The organism is Vallitalea guaymasensis (assembly GCF_018141425.1).
Lineage (GTDB): Bacteria > Bacillota > Clostridia > Lachnospirales > Vallitaleaceae > Vallitalea > Vallitalea guaymasensis.
In genome coordinates, this window is sequence record NZ_CP058561.1 from 1,866,481 (window position 1) to 1,883,387 (window position 16,907).

At 30.7% G+C, this 16,907-nt stretch carries 19 protein-coding genes; 1 reads left to right on the top strand and 18 read right to left on the bottom strand.

Annotation, left to right across the window (positions count from 1 at the left end):
* Nucleotides 1-117: 117 nt before the first annotated feature.
* Nucleotides 118-1,716, bottom strand: coding sequence for a hypothetical protein (locus HYG85_RS08330; RefSeq protein ID WP_212693096.1), 1,599 nt, complete (start codon nucleotides 1,714-1,716; stop codon nucleotides 118-120).
* Nucleotides 1,717-1,948: 232 nt separating this feature from the next.
* Here HYG85_RS08330 and HYG85_RS08335 point away from each other — a divergent pair, with 232 nt between their 5' ends.
* Nucleotides 1,949-2,503 carry a cupin domain-containing protein gene (locus HYG85_RS08335; protein WP_212693097.1) on the top strand — a complete coding sequence of 185 codons (555 nt, stop codon included), beginning with the start codon at nucleotides 1,949-1,951 and terminating at the stop codon, nucleotides 2,501-2,503.
* Between the two features lie 100 nt (nucleotides 2,504-2,603).
* Here HYG85_RS08335 and HYG85_RS08340 read toward each other — a convergent pair whose 3' ends face one another.
* The 17 genes from HYG85_RS08340 to map form a co-directional block, all read right to left on the bottom strand.
* Complete coding sequence (locus tag HYG85_RS08340; protein WP_212693098.1) at nucleotides 2,604-5,525, bottom strand: hypothetical protein; 2,922 nt, start codon at nucleotides 5,523-5,525, stop codon at nucleotides 2,604-2,606.
* Between the two features lie 218 nt (nucleotides 5,526-5,743).
* Nucleotides 5,744-6,136 carry a 30S ribosomal protein S9 gene (rpsI, locus tag HYG85_RS08345; protein WP_113672502.1) on the bottom strand — a complete coding sequence of 131 codons (393 nt, stop codon included), beginning with the start codon at nucleotides 6,134-6,136 and terminating at the stop codon, nucleotides 5,744-5,746.
* A 27-nt stretch (nucleotides 6,137-6,163) separates the two neighbouring features.
* Nucleotides 6,164-6,598, bottom strand: a complete 435-nt coding sequence (rplM, locus tag HYG85_RS08350; protein ID WP_113672503.1) for a 50S ribosomal protein L13 — start codon at nucleotides 6,596-6,598, stop codon at nucleotides 6,164-6,166.
* Between the two features lie 222 nt (nucleotides 6,599-6,820).
* Nucleotides 6,821-7,966: a YibE/F family protein gene (locus HYG85_RS08355; protein WP_212693099.1), complete on the bottom strand. Its 1,146-nt coding sequence runs from the start codon at nucleotides 7,964-7,966 to the stop codon at nucleotides 6,821-6,823.
* 22 nt (nucleotides 7,967-7,988) lie between these two features.
* Nucleotides 7,989-8,726: a tRNA pseudouridine(38-40) synthase TruA gene (gene truA / locus HYG85_RS08360; RefSeq protein WP_212693100.1), complete on the bottom strand. Its 738-nt coding sequence runs from the start codon at nucleotides 8,724-8,726 to the stop codon at nucleotides 7,989-7,991.
* Nucleotides 8,727-8,773: 47 nt separating this feature from the next.
* Complete coding sequence (locus tag HYG85_RS08365; protein ID WP_113672506.1) at nucleotides 8,774-9,565, bottom strand: energy-coupling factor transporter transmembrane component T family protein; 792 nt, start codon at nucleotides 9,563-9,565, stop codon at nucleotides 8,774-8,776.
* Nucleotides 9,562-10,422, bottom strand: a complete 861-nt coding sequence (locus HYG85_RS08370) for an energy-coupling factor transporter ATPase (protein ID WP_212693101.1) — start codon at nucleotides 10,420-10,422, stop codon at nucleotides 9,562-9,564. Before HYG85_RS08370 ends, HYG85_RS08365 begins: the two co-directional genes overlap by 4 nt.
* Nucleotides 10,407-11,258, bottom strand: coding sequence for an energy-coupling factor transporter ATPase (locus HYG85_RS08375; RefSeq protein ID WP_212693102.1), 852 nt, complete (start codon nucleotides 11,256-11,258; stop codon nucleotides 10,407-10,409). The genes HYG85_RS08370 and HYG85_RS08375 overlap by 16 nt, the downstream gene beginning before the upstream one ends.
* A gap of 361 nt (nucleotides 11,259-11,619) precedes the next feature.
* Nucleotides 11,620-12,156 (bottom strand): bL17 family ribosomal protein, encoded by a 537-nt coding sequence (locus HYG85_RS08380; RefSeq protein WP_212693103.1) that lies wholly within the window; start codon nucleotides 12,154-12,156, stop codon nucleotides 11,620-11,622.
* Nucleotides 12,157-12,210: 54 nt separating this feature from the next.
* Nucleotides 12,211-13,170 (bottom strand): DNA-directed RNA polymerase subunit alpha, encoded by a 960-nt coding sequence (locus tag HYG85_RS08385; RefSeq protein WP_113672510.1) that lies wholly within the window; start codon nucleotides 13,168-13,170, stop codon nucleotides 12,211-12,213.
* 204 nt (nucleotides 13,171-13,374) lie between these two features.
* Nucleotides 13,375-14,001: a 30S ribosomal protein S4 gene (gene rpsD, locus HYG85_RS08390; RefSeq protein ID WP_113672511.1), complete on the bottom strand. Its 627-nt coding sequence runs from the start codon at nucleotides 13,999-14,001 to the stop codon at nucleotides 13,375-13,377.
* Between the two features lie 28 nt (nucleotides 14,002-14,029).
* Entirely contained in the window at nucleotides 14,030-14,425 is a 396-nt protein-coding gene (rpsK, locus tag HYG85_RS08395) for a 30S ribosomal protein S11 (RefSeq protein WP_113672512.1), read from the bottom strand.
* A gap of 21 nt (nucleotides 14,426-14,446) precedes the next feature.
* Nucleotides 14,447-14,815 carry a 30S ribosomal protein S13 gene (gene rpsM, locus HYG85_RS08400; RefSeq protein WP_113672513.1) on the bottom strand — a complete coding sequence of 123 codons (369 nt, stop codon included), beginning with the start codon at nucleotides 14,813-14,815 and terminating at the stop codon, nucleotides 14,447-14,449.
* 516 nt (nucleotides 14,816-15,331) lie between these two features.
* The gene (gene rpmJ, locus HYG85_RS08405; protein ID WP_113672514.1) at nucleotides 15,332-15,445 is read right to left on the bottom strand and encodes a 50S ribosomal protein L36; all 114 of its coding nucleotides are present in this window, start codon (nucleotides 15,443-15,445) and stop codon (nucleotides 15,332-15,334) included.
* A gap of 178 nt (nucleotides 15,446-15,623) precedes the next feature.
* Nucleotides 15,624-15,842, bottom strand: a complete 219-nt coding sequence (gene infA / locus HYG85_RS08410) for a translation initiation factor IF-1 (protein WP_113672515.1) — start codon at nucleotides 15,840-15,842, stop codon at nucleotides 15,624-15,626.
* A 21-nt stretch (nucleotides 15,843-15,863) separates the two neighbouring features.
* Nucleotides 15,864-16,139 carry a KOW domain-containing RNA-binding protein gene (locus HYG85_RS08415; protein WP_212693104.1) on the bottom strand — a complete coding sequence of 92 codons (276 nt, stop codon included), beginning with the start codon at nucleotides 16,137-16,139 and terminating at the stop codon, nucleotides 15,864-15,866.
* 17 nt (nucleotides 16,140-16,156) lie between these two features.
* Nucleotides 16,157-16,906 carry a type I methionyl aminopeptidase gene (gene map / locus HYG85_RS08420; protein WP_212693105.1) on the bottom strand — a complete coding sequence of 250 codons (750 nt, stop codon included), beginning with the start codon at nucleotides 16,904-16,906 and terminating at the stop codon, nucleotides 16,157-16,159.
* Nucleotide 16,907: the final 1 nt, after the last annotated feature.

Here is a 16,907-nt window from a genome sequence, read left to right on the forward strand (position 1 = left end):
ATGAACCTCTAATTTGCTATAATTTGAGGTTCATTTGGTAAATATAATTTATTTGTTTAGTATAAAATTAAAACATTCAAAGGTTTATTTGACATATATAGATCAACATTTTTTTCATTAAATGTCTTCATCAGCATATTCAAGAAAAATAACCTCTTCAGGTATAATCACTACATTCGCTTTCCAAATACTCTTATGTTTCAATTCATTCAACTGTGAAAAGTTCTTAATTAATATAGTAGGATATACAATATTATCAGCTTTTGCAAAAACATTTTCTTTAGTGTCAAATATAATATCCACATATTCATCTTGCCTTGATATATAACCTACATCTTCTCCATCTAATATGGCTTTATCAAATCTCAGCATTCTTAATTTATTACTATAACTATCATCTACACATATTATCTTATAATATCCATTTTGCAAGGTAAAATTATAATCCATGTTTTCACCATCTTCTATGCAAAAACATTTTATAATCTTAAATATACTTTCAGCGTTAGCTGGTACAGGATTATCACCCCATAAACTAACCTTTACAATTTTTTCATCAGATATAGTTTCATCATCTGCCATAATATCGTAATTTTCAGTAAATCTGCTTATATAGTGAATTGTATCATTAATGTAATTGACTCTAGCACTCCTCTCGAATTTCTGTCTATTTTCTATATAGTAGTCTATAGAACCTTTTATATCACCTGCTTCTTCAATGACCTTTTCAAAAGTTTTTAGTGAAGCATCATTGCCTACAATAAAATTATCTGCCATAATCTTTGATAAATCGTTATCTGCGATTATTTCTTCTGTAGATTTATGCTCATTATTTTCTTCATCAAAATCGTAATGATATCTAGTATGTGCTACCAAATGCTCTTTCCCCGTTTCATCATAAAAGTATTTTATGTAATCAGTGTCATATTTTTTGTAACCATCTATTTTATTTACTGTATTTATCACTTTGTATTTCATGTCAGGGTTAAGATCATAATTTGATTCTATTATCTCATTACTAAAGCCACCATAAGTTACTTTGATAAAATTTATATCTTCAATTGAAAAATTGACAGCGAGTTTACTATATCCATTTTGTTCTTCTATTACGAACCCATCCTCATAGGAGAATTTACTGTCTTTAGTAGCTCTTAGATCAGTTAAAAAATACTTGTACTCGTTATTTTCCAAAGTAACAAAAACAACTGTTCTATAATCATCTTCATCAGTATACGTAACTATAATGGTGTCAAGTTCATTGTCACCAGTAAAATCTATATGATGTAAAACATAATTATCATAATTAAAATTCTCACCTTGCATTTCACAATAAGCCAAACCGAAGGTTTCATCATCTAGTAAATATTTTTTTATAGCATCAAAATCCTTAAGCTTTTCATCTACTTGTTTCTGTATTGATTTTTCATCATTTTTTGTTGATTCTGTTGATTCATTTGATGTATCTGTATCATTCTCTTTTGTTATATTTTGGTCTTTCTCTTTTTCATTATTGTTTTCTTTTTTACTTGCTTCTTCTTTATCATTAATATCTTGTTTTTTATCAGTCTGTTCTACATTATCTTTATTTTCATCTTTTGAAGATTGTTGTGATACCTGAAGGGTTTCTTCCTCTGATTTCACTTGTTCTTTTGCTGAACAACCAATTAGAACTAGCATTAAATTAAATATTAATAATAAGCATGATATTTTTTTCATATTTTCCTCCTATTACGTTGCACCAGAAATTTTATTACTGGCTTATCTTGTTAATTTGATTTAAAATTTTTTACTGTATTTCTAGTATAAATGATGTAATTGGAAAAAACAACAAAATTATTACAAATGTAGTCATTTTTATTTTATGTGGTTATGATTTTCAGCATATTGAAGTACCTTCTACCTTATTAAGGCATATTATATATTAAATCTATGTAAAAGGATAAGTACTATGTATCATTATTATAAAGAATATCCATGTCCTTACTGTGTTGATATACCAATCTACGATCCATATGATATGTTTTATGATAAGTATCCATATCCTTATTGGGATGATAGTCCAATATATGCTTCAGAATTAGGATTTATCGAGTTGAGAGATTATGGACCAGAACCATATGTAGTTGATATTGAAGAGGCTACTAGACAAAATGAAACTTATCGTACAGCTTTATGGACAGGCGACAACTTACAAGTAACTTTGATGAGTATTGATGTTGGGGATGATATAGGTTTAGAAGTTCACCCAGACGGGGATCAATTCATACGTATTGAACAAGGTGAAGGACTTGTTAGAATGGGAGACAGTAAAGATAAATTGGATTTTCAAAAAAGAGTTTATGATGATTATGCCATTATGATACCTGCGGGTAAATGGCACAATGTAATCAACACTGGCGATGAACCTCTTAAGTTATATGCTATCTATGCACCACCTGAGCATCCATTCGGTACGGTTCATGAAACTAAGGAAGATGCAGAAGCTGACGAAAATCATAGTTAGGTATATCCTCTTAAAAATATCCAAAAATTAGTTAAGTCCCTCAAACCTAAATGTTGGAGGGACTTTATATTAGGATATTTTAACTATATGACCTTTATTTTTACCAAGAACCTCCATGATGATAATTATAATACAGTTCATTATCTTTAACCACAATTGATGTTACTAGCCGAGTAGTCTTGCCAAGAAATTCACTTTCCCCAGTTACTGCATCATACTTAATATACTCTACACAATTTTCTTTACTAGTAGGCATCATATACACAATATATTTATCAAATACTTCATATCTATCTTTTGAAGGGATTATGCTTTTTGTTGATATTTTCTCGTTTACATTTTCACTACTTCTATGTAGACACATTTCTTTATCAATATAATAGATATGTTCATAATTAAAATGGTAACTAATATCTTGAAGTATTTCATAACAATTATCTGCAATCTTAATTTTATTACCATTAATTATGTCAAGTTTTATCAACTCATCATTTGTATTTATATATAATATATAATCATTTAAATTCTCAGCTTCTAAGTCAACCAACATACAAAAAGGTGATGTGTTTTCCACATTATACATTTGACCTAATTTTACATTATCAGCCAATTGTTCCTTTATATTTATATCATTCAAACTAACTTTCATCAATCTGTTATCTATAGTCATATAATAGAATTCATTATTGTATTCCCATAGTATTTCAGCACAATCAATAGAAATTAATTGTTCTTCTTTAGTAAAAATATTATATGTTTTTAATTTATTGGTATCATCTATAAGAGTAATCATCCTTTTATTATCCACTACATGAAAAATAAAATCATTGGGTACATTATTACAAATTTTTTGTTTTTCTTTAGTTTCCATATTACTTCTATATAAAGACATATCTGAACATTCTATTCCATAAACCCAGTTACCACAAACTTTTGGTCCAGTATAATGAATATTATCGAATATGGGAGTAATGTTATTATTATCCTTGTTATAAACATATACTCTTTCATCCCATCCTGTATAAGAGGTAAATATCCCACATCTTTCATCATCATGAATCACTTTTCCTGGTAATTGTCCTGTAATTGGTTTTATTGATAAAAGGTTGGTGAAAGTTTTTGAATTATGATAATAAATATTTCCTTTTCCACTAAACATAAAGTCCATTTCACTAATGAGGCGTATGTATTCACCTTCTGAAATATCATTTGTTATTTTATATATGACATTATATCTATCATATTTTAAATAGTAATATATCTCATTATTAAGTTCAATTATTTGACCTACTTGTGTTTCTGATAGCAATACTACTTTATTGCTACCAAATTTCATTCTATAAAATCTATCAGTAGTATCTACAAAATATATATAATCTCCAATAATTTCATATGTTTTTACACACTTATCCATCACTTGGCTGTGCTTAGATTTTTTATAGCAATATAAAATATCAGATTCTGGTACTTTATAATATATTTCATCGCCATTAAAAACTCTTACTTCACTTACCTTAAAGTCTGTAATACGTTTTTTATGACCATCTTCTCTGCAAATAACATATACATATCGCTGGTCTTCATCTACATAAGCAATTAACTTATCTGAATAGTCATATTGATAGACATCATCTTTTATACTACTTATTATTTCCTTTTCTTCACCAATTTTCTTTAAATTCATAAAGCTATTTACAAAATATCCAGAATCAATGTAAATATTAGGCTCTATATATTCAGGATATCTATAATAATAAAATTCATCGCAATATTCTAATGTGTTTTTATACATAATATTATTGTCATATATAGCCCAATCATCATATAAAAATATTGATGCTTCTTTAAACGGATATTGTTCCATCATTTGTCCATTTATTAAGTCATTTATCTCTATTGAAATGTTCACTGAATCATAATCGTAATTACATATGTAGTTTAAATGAGTATCAGTTATTTTTATGGAGGTTGCATCATCTGCTATTACAGTGTTTTTCCTAGTATTTTTATTGCATAATATTATATTATTATTATTATTTATGATTGGAAATGCTAGAATAAACCATTCATTAATAACTTTATAGTCAATAGATTTTTCAGAACTTACAGTATGGTATATAACTTCGTATTCCATCCTTCCACAAGCTTTTCTATAGATTGAATTTTCACTTGAAAAGTAAATCCAATCATTCATAAATCTATAGATCGGATCATCAATCACATCTTTAAATCCATTATCGTCATAAATAATAAGCGCACATCCTTGCTTATTTACCCATCCTTCTTGTTCATCATTTATAGTAATATGATACCAGACGTCACCCTCATCATCTTTTATAATATCTATTATTTTATATTCCTTATTTTTTTCTAACTGTCCAATTTCACCACTTGTTTTATCTAAAGAGCATCGTATAGGTACTTGCTCTAATTCGGTTCTAACATAGATTCCTTCATATTTTTGAATTGGTTCTAAATATTCACCAAATGCCCATCCTTCATATGTCTCATCATATGGTCCTCTTTCAGAAATATAATACCAATAATTTTCCTTTCCATTTACTTGGAATTTATCTTTTGTATGTCCAATTACATTGAGACAAGTATCCTTTATAAAAAAATCAACTGTTCCATGCTCTTCATCATATAATGAATGTTTTATGCTTTTTGCATTGATATCAGGTTTTTTTCTAAACTTAACATTAGACGTTGCAATAACACTTTCGCTTTTAGTTATTACTTCATAACCATCAATTAAATATATTTCATTTTCTTTATCTATAAAAGAATATCCATCACTTTCACCTTCGCTATAAGTTGATATCGTTTTTGCATCTATAGTTTTACTATATTCTTGTTTCAATTCTATATTTTCCATATTATTTATATTAGTATTTCCTACAGATAAGTCTTCAGCAAACTCATTATCTTTTTTGGCTATATTATCAGAATTATTCGTAGTTGCAGTAGAACAACCAACTAGGAATGAAATCGACAATATTATCATCAACAATCTTTTCATAGATATATACCCCTTGAAATTACTATTTTTATGAAAAATTAGTATATCAGATTTATCTTTTCCCGATACCCACAATATTAATATTACTCTATTTTATCATATTTGTCTATCATACCATCTAAATTAGATTTACTGAAATTAAAATTAATAATACTTGTTTTCAATTACTTAAAAATCCCCCAAACACAAGTGTTTGAGGGATTGTAAGTTTTGAAATATTATCTCTTGGAAAATTGAGGTGCACGTCTTGCAGCCTTTAATCCATATTTCTTTCTTTCTTTCATTCTTGGGTCTCTTGTTAAGAAACCTGCTTTTTTAAGTGCTGGACGGAATTCATCATCAGCTTTTAATAAAGCTCTTGAGATTCCGTGACGGATAGCACCAGCTTGTCCAGTGAATCCACCACCATGAACATTAACGATAACATCAAATTTATCTGTTGTATGAGTTAATTCTAATGGTTGGCGTACTGTAACTTTTAAAGTTTCAAGTCCACAGTAATTATCTATATCTCTTTTATTAATTGTAATTTTACCTGTTCCAGGTACTAAATATACTCTAGCAACACTATGCTTTCTACGACCTGTGCCATAATATTTTAATTGTGCCACTTGTATTCCTCCTTTCAGTACGAATCATTAGTTTTTGATTTCTAATACTTCTGGTTTTTGAGCTTCATGTTTATGTTCTGAACCTCTGTATACACGTAGTTTTTTAAGCATTTTTCTTCCAAGTTTGTTCTTTGGAAGCATACCTTTTACTGCATGCATAACTACTTCTTCAGGTTTATTTTTCATCATATCTTTGTATTTTATTTCTTTTAAACCACCTGGATGTCCAGTATGATATCTGTATAATTTTTGGTCTAATTTCTTCCCTGTTAAAACAACTTTATCTGCATTGATAACTACTACGTTATCACCAGTATCAACATGTGGTGTATAGATAGGCTTGTTTTTTCCAATAAGTACTCTTGCTATTTCAGATGATAAACGTCCTAAAGTTTGACCTTCAGCATCTACTATATACCATTTTCTCTCAACTGCTTCTGCTTTTGGCATAAAGGTTTTCATCGAGTTCCCTCCTTATTCAGTTCCATTTCTCATGTATTATCAAAATCCGGGGCTAATGGATTTTAATTTACAATCTCACGATTCAATATTATAGTACATCCAACCTAGTGTGTCAAGTACTTTGAAGAAATTATCCACATTTTTATGTGTTTTTTTATATTTATCCACAATTCGTATATGTTAATATTGGAAATTGTGGATAAAACATCATTTTTATTGGGTTTACACTTTATTATAATCCCCTTTAGCCATAAGCGCTGCTACTATTGCTGTTATCGGTATAGATATTATAAGGCCTATTGTACCAGCTAAAGCTCTAACTATTTCTGTGGAGATTAATTCCATATTAACGATATCTACTAAGGTCATGTCATTTACCATAAATAACAACATTAAACACATTGATGTACCTGCATAAGCTAAAATAAGGGTATTAGACATAGTACCCATTACGTCTTTACCTATATTCATGCCTGATTTGAATAGTTGTCCCACTGTCATTAAAGGATTGTTATCTTTTAACTCTTTTATTGATGAAGATATGGACATACAAACATCCATTACCGCACCTAATGTACCTAGTAGAATACTAGCAAACAATATTCCTTTAAAATCAAGATGCATTGATTCTGTAGAGTACAAGAGCATCTGTGACTCTGATGTCTCAAGTCCAGATAAATTAGCATAATATCCAATTACAAGTGATATTGTTCCTGCTATTATGACACCTGATAAGGTTCCTGCTATAGCCGCTATAGCTTTTTTATTAAACCCACCAATAATAAACATAGTTATAATCGTTACTACAATAGATACCATTATAGATGTAACAACTGGATTCTGACCGTTTATTATACCTCTCAGCATATAATAAACACCTATAATAGTAATACCTAATGTAAATAGTGTCTTAACACCTTTTATTCCACCCACGATAATGGTCAATAATATAAATGCTATAACTAGATAAATTAGATACTTGTCCCTCTTAACATTGGTTATATGACCTTGCAGTATATTTCCTTCTTCATCACGTTCAATACCAACATACAGCTCGTCTCCAACTTTTGCATCAAAACTATTAGCCATTATGCCGTCTACAGTATTGTATACTTCTATTAACTTACCTTTTTCTTTACCTTTAGTAAGTTTTACCTTCAATACTTGTACTTTTTGTATGTAATCTCCGCCTGATGTCTCTAAGGTTTCATATTCATCTTTTATAATTGCAATAACTTTACCGGGTATTACTTCTTCTTTATATACTTCCTCATCATATTCCTCGGTTGAGTCAGTTGCTCGTACACTACTTGTAAATAATCCAAAACAGAGTATCGTTGCTATTACAAATAATAATTTTTGTTTCACAGTAACTTCCTCCTTTCATGATCTAATCATAGTTAATCTTTATTAGAGTTAATCCTTTTGCTGGAGCAGTAGCCCCTGCTTTACTTCTATCTTTTGAGTCTATAATATCTATAATATAATCGGGCTCAATCTTTCCTCTTCCTACATCTATTAATGTTCCTGCAATAATTCTAACCATATTGTATAAAAAGCCATTTCCATTAATACTGATGACAATCATTTTATCCTCAACGGTAACCTCACATTTATAGATTTCTCTCACAGTAGTTTTAACGCTACTTCCCGTTGAACAAAAAGCTTTGAAATCATGTTCACCTATAAAATACCTGGCTGCTTTTTTCATCTTATCTATATCTAAAGATTTATGATAAAAATGAGCATACCTATTATATTGGGGCAATGGAAATCTAGAGTTGTATATTTTATACTCATATGTTTTATTTTTTGCATTATATCTTGGATGGAAACTACTAGTAACCAATTTTGCATCTCTTATTACTATATCCTCGGGTAAATAAGCATTTATTGCATAAGGTATTTTATTTATAGGTATTGATGTTTCTACTTTTAATACAACAATTTGACCTAATGCATGAACACCTGTGTCGGTTCTGCTTGCACCGACTATTTTTATTTCCCGGGAAAACAATTTCTGACAAGCTTCATAAATCTTTTGTTCAATGGTGATTGCATTTTTTTGAACCTGCCATCCACAATATTTTGTTCCGTCGTAAGCTACTACTAGCATAATATTGCCCATTTATTTTCACCCTTCAAAATATACATTTAATATAATTACCCTACTAATTAAAGAATGATAAGTATGGTAATATAAACTACCAATACAATAAATGCAACTAAATCGTATTTGGTATACTTTAATTGTTTCATCCTTGTTCGTCCTTCTCCACCCCTATAACATCTAGCTTCCATGGCTAATGCTAGGTCATCTGCTCTTCTAAACGCAGATATGAACAATGGTACAAGCAAGGGAATAAGGCTTTTAGCTCTCTTTACAATACCACCTGATTCAAAATCAGCTCCTCTAGCCATCTGAGCCTTCATTATTTTATCAGTCTCTTCTAGTAGGATAGGTATGAACCTTAATGCTATAGTCATCATCATAGCTATTTCATGAGCTGGTACCTTTATTTTTTTTAGTGGATTCAATGAGTACTCTATACCATCTGTAAGCTGTATTGGTGAAGTAGTAAGGGTAAGTATTGAAGAACCGATTATTAGAAATATAAGTCTAATTGCCATTAAAGCTGCAAAATACAGTCCTTCCTTATATACTACAACACTTCCTATATTAAAAAGCTTTTCTTCTCCAGGAGTAAAAAACAAATTCAATACAACTGTCAAAATAATTATTATGAATATTGCTTTTAACCCTTTTAGCATAAATCTTAGAGGTACTTTTGATATTATTATCACTGCTCCTAGATATACAAATGCCACAATATATCCCCAAACATTATTAGCAATGAATAAGGAAATAATGAAAGCAAGAGTTCCTAATAATTTCATTCTTGGGTCTAATTTGTGTATATATGAATTAGCAGGATAGTATTGACCAATGGTTATGTCTCGAATCATATTTTCACATCCTTACTAATAGCATTCATAATCTCATCATATGCTTCTTGTATTGTAGTTACTTCATTGGTTACAAGAAACCCTTTGTTCTTAAGTTCTTGCATCAAGTAGGTTACTTGTGGAACACCAAGTCCCATTTTTTCCAATTCTTCAATATGATTAAATACTTTTTTTGGTATATCATCATATCTTACTTTGCCTTCATCCATTACGATAATACGTTCTACGTATTTTCCTACATCTTCCATACTATGTGAAACTAGGATGACTGTTATACCTAGTTCTTCATGTAACTTGGATATTTCATCAAGTATCTCATCTCTACCTCTAGGGTCAAGACCTGCAGTTGGTTCATCTAGAATTAGTACATCTGGTTTCATGGCTAGAACACCAGCTATGGCCACTCTTCTTTTTTGACCACCTGATAATTCAAAAGGTGATTTCTCATAGGTTTCTTCTCCTAATCCTACAATACCTATTGCTTCTTTAACTCTTTTATCAATTTCATCTTGTTCTAGCCTCATGTTAGTAGGTCCAAAAGCCACATCTTTATATACACTCATTTCAAATAATTGATGTTCTGGATATTGGAATACTAGTCCTACTTTTTGTCTTATTTCTCGCAAAGGCTTTTCTTTACTATGTATATCTATATTATTAACATATACATTTCCACTAGCAGGTTTTAATAATCCATTGAAATGTTGAATTAATGTAGATTTACCAGAACCTGTATGTCCGATAAGACCTACAAATTCGCCATCTTTTATTTCTAGAGATACATTATCAATAGCTTTTTTTTCAAAAGGTGTATTCTGACTATAAACATATGTTAAGTTATCTATTTTAATTGACATAGTGCATCAACCATTTCCTTTACATTAAGTATATTTGCCGGTATATTAATATTATTTTTTTTGAGCATATAAGTCAGTTCTGTTACTTGTGGAACATCAAGTCCCAATGTCTTCATCTGCTCTACCTGTGTAAAAACTTCATCTGGAGTTCCTTGTAATGCTATCTTACCTTCATCCATTACATATACTCTATCTGCTTCTATAGCCTCTTCCATGTAATGTGTAATAAGAATAATTGTTATATTTTCACGTTTGTTTAATTCCTGAACCGTTTCAATTACCTCTTTACGTCCAGAAGGGTCTAACATTGCTGTAGGTTCATCTAATATAATACATTCAGGTTTCATAGCTAAAACTCCTGCAATAGCTATTCTCTGCTTTTGTCCACCTGATAGTTTATTAGGTGAATGGGTACTATATGCTTGCATGCCTACAGTATCTAATGCATTATCTACTCTTTTTCTTATTTCCTCTGGCTCTATTCCTAGATTTTCTGGTCCAAAGGCAACATCCTCTTCTACTACAGTAGCAATTATCTGATTATCAGGGTTCTGAAACACCATTCCTGCTGTCTGCCTTATATTCCATATATCGTCTTCTTTTTTTGTATCCATACCTTTTACCCATAGAGTACCCTCTGAAGGGGTTAAAAGTGCATTTAAATGCTTAGCCATAGTAGATTTCCCAGAACCATTATGCCCTAATATGGCTATGAATTCTCCTTTATTGATATTTATATCCACATGGTCAAGAGCTCTGTTTAATTCTTCTATTTCACCCATATCATTATGGGTATGATATTCATATACCAAACCTTTAGATTTGATCATTTCCATTTATCACACCACCTGTTGCTATATTATCATTGTCAAGTAATATAGACTATTATAAACATTAATTTCCTCTATATATTGAACCTCAATAACTATCTACCTATATTAAAAAATTCAATATACTTCCCTTATCTTATAAATTGTATAGAACTAAATACTGGCTCTATAGCAATTATTAATTCAACTTATATATCTCAATTAATACTCAGTATTGTTGATATATAATAATATAGAAATTGAATACTTATAATAGTATATATTACCGTACCTTAAAACTCAATATAATTCATTAATTTATATTTAATTGCAAATAAGGGATTAAGTGCATATATGCCTTAATCCCTATATTATTACTAATGCAAAATTACACTAATTCAATAATTACTTCTTCTGCACCGTCACCTCTACGAGGTCCTATTTTAATAATTCTTGTATATCCACCATTTCTATCAGAATACTTTGGAGCAATCTCATCAAATAACTTATCTACTAAGTTAACTTGTTTAGTATTTGCTTTTTTACCAGCATTCTTTACAGGCACTTCTTTTACTGGGTATAAAACCTTAAGCATTTGTCTACGTGCATGTAATCTAGTAGCGCTATCTTTTTTAATAGTTTTTTCGATATTTTCAAATTCAGTAACTTTTTTACCATCTACTACTGTCTTCACTCTTTTTCCATCAGCAGTTTTCTTAGGTACTTTTTGAGTTACAGTTACTGTTTCATAATTATCTTTTTCCTTTACGGATAATGCTATTAACTTTTCAGCAATTTTACGAACTTCTTTTGCTTTACTAACTGTAGTTTTAATTTGTCCATGATAGATCAAATTAGTTACTTGGTTTCTTAGTAATGCTTTTCTTTGTGAAGAAGTTCTGCCAAGCTTTCTATATCCTGCCATTTCTGCTTAACCTCCTTTTTTCCAGATGTTATAATCTATAAGACTTAATTAGTATTACTCATCACTAGGTTTCAGAGATAATCCTAATTCTTTTAATTTCGCCAATACTTCTTCTAAAGATTTACGACCAAGATTACGTACTTTCATCATATCTTCAGATGTTCTATTGGTAAGTTCTTCAACAGTATTGATACCTGCTCTCTTCAAGCAGTTGTATGAACGTACAGATAGTTCTAATTCATCAATACTCATTTCTAGAACTTTCTCTTTTTCATCATCTTCTTTTTCAACCATTACTTCAGCATTCTTAGCGTTCTCTGATAGGTCGATAAAAAGATTAAGATGTTCGCTAAGTACTTTAGCTGCTAAACTAACAGATTCATCAGGAGATAATGTTCCGTTTGTCCAAACTTCTAAAGTTAATTTATCATAATCAGTAATTTGACCAACACGAGTATTTTCTACTATAAGGTTAACTCTCTCTACTGGTGTATATATAGAGTCAACTGGAATAACACCTATAGGTTGATCTTCTGATTTGTTTTTGTCAGCACTAATGTAACCTCTACCTTTTGTAATAGTTAGTTCCATGAATAATTTACTGTCAGCTCCACCGCTAAGTGTAGCAATTGGTAAATCAGGGTTTATGACTTCGATATCAGGATCAGCTTGAATATCCGCAGCTGTTACGACACCTTCACCTTCAAACTCTATATATGCCACTTTTGGCTCTGGACTATCACTATTATTTTTAATAGCTAAGTGCTTAAGATTCATAATAACTTCAGTAACATCTTCTTTAACACCTGGTATTGAGGAAAATTCATGCAATACCCCTTCAATCTTAACGCTACTTATAGAAGCACCAGGTAGTGATGATAACATAATTCTACGAAGTGAATTACCTAAAGTAGTTCCGTAACCTCTTTCTAAAGGTTCTATAACAAAACGACCATATCTGTTATCCTCAGTTATTTCAACGATATCTATTTTTGGTTTTTCAAAATCAAACATTCAATGACCCTCCTTTTTCCTTTATTTTACCATAGGATCTATAGTTTTTTATAAATACCTTTTTCCTATGTAGACTTGAAGCGCAAGGAGCGCTATGTCCATGCTCTGAGGGTAGTAAACATCAAGTCAATTTTTGTGCACACATTTTACTTGACTTATAAGTTAAATAAATTACTAATATAGATTCTATATACCTATATATTATTACTTTGAATATAACTCGACAATTAGTGTTTCTTCGATATTAGTATCGATTTGTTCTCTAGTTGGAACAGAAACAACTTTCACTGTCTTGTTTTCTATATCAGCATCTATCCATTCTGGGACAATTCTTGAACTTGTAGTTTCTACAATATCCTTAAATCTTTGGATGCTTAATGATTTTTCTTTAACTTCGATAACATCTCCTGGTTTAACTTGGTATGATGGGATGTTAACTTTTTTACCATTTACTGTAATATGATTATGTCTAACCACTTGTCTTGCTTCAGTTCTTGAACGACCAAGACCAGCTCTATATACAACATTATCTAATCTAGTTTCAAGGATTATAAGTAAGTTTTCACCTGTAATACCTTTTCTTTTATCAGCATCTGCAAAGTAATTTCTAAATTGTGTTTCTAAAACACCATAGATTCTTTTTGCTTTCTGTTTTTGTCTTAACTGTACACCATACTCAGAAATCTTAGTACGTCTTTTACCGTGATCTCCTGGAGCATAAGGTCTACGATCTATAGCACATTTTCCTGTATAACATCTTTCACCTTTTAAGAATAGTTTTTCACCTTCTCTACGGCAAAGTCTGCATACTGCACCTCTATATCTTGCCATTTTTTATTACACCTCCTAGCCGATTGAATTATACTCTTCTACGTTTTGGTGGACGACAACCATTATGTGGTACTGGTGTCACGTCTTTTATACTTGTAACCTCAAGTCCAGCAGCTTGAAGTGCTCTAATAGCAGCTTCTCTTCCTGAACCTGGTCCTTTAACCATTACTTCAACTATTTTTAAACCATGTATCATTGCTGCTTTTGCAGCAGTGTCAGCTGCCATTTGAGCAGCATATGGTGTAGATTTTCTTGAACCTCTAAATCCAAGTCCTCCAGCACTTGCCCATGAAATTGCATTTCCTTGAGTATCTGTTAACGTAACAATTGTATTATTAAATGTTGATTTGATATGCGCTTGTCCACGTTCGATATGCTTTTTCACACGCTTTTTGGTCCCTCTTTTGGACACTTTCTTTGCCATTAATCAAACCTCCCTTATGGGTTATTTTTTCTTATTAGCTACTGTTCTTTTTGGTCCTTTTCTTGTTCTAGCATTCGTTTTAGTCTTTTGTCCTCTAACAGGAAGACCTCTTCTATGACGAATACCACGATAACATCCTATTTCCATTAAACGTTTGATGTTTAATGCTCTTTCTCTTCTAAGATCCCCTTCAACCAACTGAGAATTATCTATAATCTCACGAATCTTAGCTGATTCGTCGTCTGTCAAGTCTCTTACTCTTGTATCCGGATTAATACCTGCTTCTTTTAATATACGATTAGAGCTTGCTCTACCAATACCATAAATATATGTTAGACCAATTTCTACACGCTTTTCTCTTGGTAAATCAACACCAGCAATACGAGCCATGTGTACTTCACACCTCCGTTTTTTAAGATAAGGAATGAATAATAATCTAATGCGGTGAAATATTAGATAATATTATCCCAACATATTTGCTTCACAATATTAAATGATTTAGTGAGAATCATTTAATTGTCATTTTTTTAATTTTGTGCAATAACTTACTAGAACAACACATCCTGGTGAGTCATTACTCAGCCGCTTATATCTTACTTTTTAAAATTATCATTATGACAATCTCAAAAATGTAATTCATAATTAATCATTAGGGTATTTTATATTTTCAACCCTAATTTTGTGCATAATATCACAATTAGTAATTATATACTATCTTAATATTATATGCAATACTTTTTTAGATTTTTAACAAAAGTTATATATATTATACATTACTGTCATACTTTAACCAAGATGTATAATTTTATAATTTCAAATCTTTTAGTGACGTAGTCACTTTCTATTCCATAAACGTATCACCGTTTTTAGAATCTCAATAAAGAAAATCTGGTTTAATTATACTGATCAACCTTGTTTTTGTTTGTGTTTTGGGTTCTCACAGATAACGCGAACTCGACCTTTTCTTTTAATTATCTTGCATTTTTCACACATAGGTTTTACGGACGCTCTTACTTTCATCTTTTTGCTCCTTCCTAAACAATTGAGTTTTGTTTGGGTACATTTCAAAGTTTAAGATAGCTGTGTTCTGTTAAATTGTTGACCTTATTATAGGTTTTATTCAACTTATATCAAACAAGTTCAATTGTTCTTTTGCTTATTACTAAAGTTACTCAGGATATTTATATAAATACCTTTATTATTTGTCTCTCCAAATAATTCTTCCCTTAGTTAAATCATATGGAGAAAGTTCAACCGTTACTTTGTCACCAGGCAAGATTCTTATATAGTTCATCCTTAATTTACCACTGATATGAGCTAAGATTTTATGTCCATTCTCAAGCTCAACTTGAAACATAGCATTAGGTAATTTCTCTAATACTGTTCCTTCTACTTCTATTACATCCTTCTTTGACATTATATCAACCTCCTCCACCATTTAACTTTGGTCGTTAACTTTGTAAACAGCTAAATTTCTTCTTACTTCTACATTTGTTACTTTTTTATCTCGAATTAACTTCTCTTTTATCTCATGTATTACATGATTTGTCGGTTGTATATGCTTTAGTTTCTTCTGCTTAGGCTTTTCAATTCGTCTTAAATTACCGTCTGCTAAATAAGCATATTCGCCTTCTATATTTATTATGACAAATATTTTGTCTTTATCTCTACCGGCCTTCGATTTTACTACTTGACCATATTGTAATTCGTTCATAGTATAACACCTCAGCCTTAAATGGTAAGAAGTTCATAACCATCTTCAGTTATGCAGATGGTGTTCTCGTAGTGAGCGGATAATGATCCATCCATTGTTACAACAGTCCAATCATCATCTAACCATCTAACTTCATACCTTCCAATATTAATCATCGGTTCTACTGCAATTACCATATTCTTTAGAAGCTTAGGACCTCTACCAATTATTTTATAATTTGGAACTTGAGGTTCTTCATGTAGTTTACGTCCAACACCATGTCCAACTAAGTCTCTTACAACTGAATAGCCTCTTTCTTCAACATAGTTTTGTATAGCAGATGAAATCTGGTGTAAATGATTACCTTCCTTGATGACTTTCAATCCTTCAAAAAAGCATTGCTTCGTAACATCAATCAGGTTTCTTGCTTCTTCACTTATCTCACCAACACCATGTGTTCTAGCAGCATCGCCATGAAATCCGTTATAGTAAGCACCAATATCAATACTTATTATATCGCCTTCTTTTAAAATTCTTTTAGTGCTAGGAATACCATGCACAACTTCTTCATTAATTGAAGCACAGATATTAGCTGGATATCCATTGTAATCTTTAAAAGATGGAATGGCGTTTTTACTTCTAATGAATTCTTCTGCTGCCTTATCCAGGTCAAATGTAGATATTCCTGGTTTTATCATTGATTCTAGTAATTCATGAGTATCAGCAACTATTTTGCCTGCTTCTCTCATGATTGCTATTTCTTCGTTGGTTTTAATTGTTATTGACATA

What these genes read in the sequence shown, in the direction of transcription:
- HYG85_RS08330 (WP_212693096.1), bottom strand. Translation starts at nt 1,716, where the DNA reads ATGAAAAAAATATCATGCTTATTATTAATATTTAATTTAATGCTAGTT.
- HYG85_RS08335 (WP_212693097.1), top strand. Translation starts at nt 1,949, where the DNA reads ATGTATCATTATTATAAAGAATATCCATGTCCTTACTGTGTTGATATA.
- HYG85_RS08340 (WP_212693098.1), bottom strand. Translation starts at nt 5,525, where the DNA reads ATGAAAAGATTGTTGATGATAATATTGTCGATTTCATTCCTAGTTGGT.
- rplM (WP_113672503.1), bottom strand. Translation starts at nt 6,598, where the DNA reads ATGAAAACCTTTATGCCAAAAGCAGAAGCAGTTGAGAGAAAATGGTAT.
- truA (WP_212693100.1), bottom strand. Translation starts at nt 8,726, where the DNA reads ATGGGCAATATTATGCTAGTAGTAGCTTACGACGGAACAAAATATTGT.
- HYG85_RS08365 (WP_113672506.1), bottom strand. Translation starts at nt 9,565, where the DNA reads ATGATTCGAGACATAACCATTGGTCAATACTATCCTGCTAATTCATAT.
- HYG85_RS08370 (WP_212693101.1), bottom strand. Translation starts at nt 10,422, where the DNA reads ATGTCAATTAAAATAGATAACTTAACATATGTTTATAGTCAGAATACA.
- HYG85_RS08375 (WP_212693102.1), bottom strand. Translation starts at nt 11,258, where the DNA reads ATGGAAATGATCAAATCTAAAGGTTTGGTATATGAATATCATACCCAT.
- HYG85_RS08380 (WP_212693103.1), bottom strand. Translation starts at nt 12,156, where the DNA reads ATGGCAGGATATAGAAAGCTTGGCAGAACTTCTTCACAAAGAAAAGCA.
- HYG85_RS08385 (WP_113672510.1), bottom strand. Translation starts at nt 13,170, where the DNA reads ATGTTTGATTTTGAAAAACCAAAAATAGATATCGTTGAAATAACTGAG.
- rpsD (WP_113672511.1), bottom strand. Translation starts at nt 14,001, where the DNA reads ATGGCAAGATATAGAGGTGCAGTATGCAGACTTTGCCGTAGAGAAGGT.
- rpsK (WP_113672512.1), bottom strand. Translation starts at nt 14,425, where the DNA reads ATGGCAAAGAAAGTGTCCAAAAGAGGGACCAAAAAGCGTGTGAAAAAG.
- rpsM (WP_113672513.1), bottom strand. Translation starts at nt 14,815, where the DNA reads ATGGCTCGTATTGCTGGTGTTGATTTACCAAGAGAAAAGCGTGTAGAA.
- rpmJ (WP_113672514.1), bottom strand. Translation starts at nt 15,445, where the DNA reads ATGAAAGTAAGAGCGTCCGTAAAACCTATGTGTGAAAAATGCAAGATA.
- infA (WP_113672515.1), bottom strand. Translation starts at nt 15,842, where the DNA reads ATGTCAAAGAAGGATGTAATAGAAGTAGAAGGAACAGTATTAGAGAAA.
- HYG85_RS08415 (WP_212693104.1), bottom strand. Translation starts at nt 16,139, where the DNA reads ATGAACGAATTACAATATGGTCAAGTAGTAAAATCGAAGGCCGGTAGA.
- map (WP_212693105.1), bottom strand. Translation starts at nt 16,906, where the DNA reads ATGTCAATAACAATTAAAACCAACGAAGAAATAGCAATCATGAGAGAA.